Source organism: Mesorhizobium sp. M7A.F.Ca.CA.002.04.1.1 (assembly GCF_004022805.1).
Classification (GTDB): Bacteria; Pseudomonadota; Alphaproteobacteria; order Rhizobiales; family Rhizobiaceae; genus Mesorhizobium; species Mesorhizobium ciceri.
Window position 1 is genome coordinate 1 of the sequence record NZ_RZPL01000902.1, and the last position, 1,980, is coordinate 1,980.

Below are 1,980 nucleotides of genomic sequence, written 5' to 3' on the forward strand. Positions count from 1 at the left end.
GCCTTGGGTCAGAGACGACACAGGACGACGCATGGCGGGACGTTTCCGTCCGCGCGTCGCTGCTGCCCGACGACATGCAGGGCGTGTTCATGATGATTGCCCGCGCGGCGAAGGAGGGCTGGCCTTGCCCGAGCGACGCCGCGATCGCCCGCGCCTACGGCTCGCACTCGCTGCGCCGCGCCCGGCGCCTCTTGACCTATATCGAGGAGCAGGGCCTCATCGTCTGCCAACTCGACGGGACAGGCCGGCGCACCGTGACACTGGTCGAATTGGCCTGGGCCACCGCACCGGGAGATCCGAATGCCGAGGAGGTGGAGCAGGGAAGCCTGGCGCTGTGAGGCGGCGCGGGTGCTTTGAGCGAATGATGCGATAGGCTTTTTCAGTCACCGTCATCGCGACAAATTTCTGATGGCAACCGTGAAATCGCCGACGGCGAGATGCGTCATGCAGGCGCTTGCGTTTCGATGGCGCTCACCGGTTCGCCCCAATCACCCACTGTTCCTGATCGACGAGCGTGCCGGTCATCGGCCCGGCAGCATCCGAAAGCAGGAAGACGGCGAGGTTGGCGATATCGCTGGTCGAGAACAGGCGGCCGAAGGGTTGCGAGGCGTTGGCGGCATCGAGCCAGCCCGGCCCGTTGCCCAGCGTGTCGGCTTGCATGACGCGTTCGGCCGGCGTGTCGGTCCAGCCGACATTGATGCCGTTGACGCGGATGCGATCGAAGCGATGGGCGTTGGCGGCGTTTTTGGTCAGCGTGGCCAGCGCGCCCTTGCTGGCGGAATAGACGGCGAGCTCCGGCGAGCCGCAATGGTCGTTGATCGACAGGATGTTGACGATGGCGCCGCGCTCTCCGCGCTTCTTCATGTCGGCGATGGCCGCCTGCATGAGGAAGAACGGCGCCCGCGCGTTGACCGCGAACAGCGAGGCCCAGCCGTCGAGATCGGCATCGAGGAACGAGGCCCGGTCGGTCAGCCCTGCGGCGTTGACCAGCGCATCGATGCGGCCGAAGCGCTCGATGCAGGCTTGCGCCAAAAGGGCAGGGGCTGCCGGGTCGGCGAGGTCGGCGGCGACGAAAACCGTCGGCGTGCCGAGCCGCGAAAGCTCTTCCGCAACGGCATCGCCGCGCGTCTTCTCGCGCCCGGTGACGAGCAGGCCGCCCGCGCCGCAGCGCGCCAGCGTCTCGGCGATGGCGCGGCCAATGCCTTGCGTCGAGCCGGTGACCAGCGCCACCTTGCCGTTGAGTTGGAGCTCCATTCCTCTTCCCCGCCTCGCATCTGATTTCAGGCTAGCGCGGCGCGATCGTTTTACAATACGGAAATTGGAAATCTTGGAGTGGAGGTTGTTGGCTGTCGCGCTGCGTGGGGCCGGCGAGAGCCTGCCCCAATGTCGTGATTCCCTACGTAGCGGAGGCCGTCGCAAAGACCCTAGTGGACCGTGATTATGCCCTCGACGGCCCGCCATTCCGAAGGCTGGATGAGCTGGTGATGAGCAACGCGAACCGAGTGGAGCGGACCATCGAGTTCGCGCTCCCAATATTGGAGAAAACCCTTGAGTTCGGGAAAGGCTGGAGCGAGATCATAGTCCTGCCAGACATAGAGCTGAAGCAGGCTTGGATGATCGGGCAGGTAATAGTGGATTTCGGCCGTCGTCAGGCCATAACCTTCCATTTGCAGGCGGAATTCGTTGCTGACCGTATCGGCCATGTCTTTCTCCTTCTCCGCTGAGGCATCGAGCCGGCGGCATTTGTGTCGAACCCGCCCAATGCCGGGCCGGGGCGATTGGTTCTGTCCCTCTTTAAACAACGCCGCGAGAAGCTCGCGGGTTCCGAAAATAGCCACGCCATAACAGTGTCTTGGCGCTCTTTCTTGTCGAATATAAAAATTTTTGCGCTGGTCTCTTGAAACCGAAAAAGGGCAAAACTAGCTCGATATGCGCCGCGATGCCTGACGAAGGGTCGCGGCGTTCCGCACCGGTCCGATA

At 63.5% G+C, this 1,980-nt stretch carries 3 protein-coding genes and 1 pseudogene; 1 reads left to right on the top strand and 3 read right to left on the bottom strand.

Annotated features, from left to right (window positions below; translation table 11 throughout):
- Window positions 1–338 (top strand): annotated as a pseudogene (locus tag ENZ75_RS30190) (helix-turn-helix domain-containing protein); the annotation flags it as partial.
- 133 nt (window positions 339–471) lie between these two features.
- On the opposite strand, the gene ENZ75_RS30195 reads toward ENZ75_RS30190, so the two are convergent.
- The 3 genes from ENZ75_RS30195 to ENZ75_RS34780 all read right to left on the bottom strand — a co-directional run.
- Window positions 472–1,254 (bottom strand): SDR family oxidoreductase, encoded by a 783-nt coding sequence (locus tag ENZ75_RS30195; protein ID WP_024501658.1) that lies wholly within the window; start codon window positions 1,252–1,254, stop codon window positions 472–474.
- 170 nt (window positions 1,255–1,424) lie between these two features.
- Window positions 1,425–1,703 (bottom strand): usg protein, encoded by a 279-nt coding sequence (locus ENZ75_RS30200; RefSeq protein WP_024501657.1) that lies wholly within the window; start codon window positions 1,701–1,703, stop codon window positions 1,425–1,427.
- Between the two features lie 91 nt (window positions 1,704–1,794).
- Window positions 1,795–1,980 (bottom strand): hypothetical protein (locus ENZ75_RS34780; RefSeq protein ID WP_206617133.1); only part of this gene is annotated, 186 nt, incomplete at its 5' end.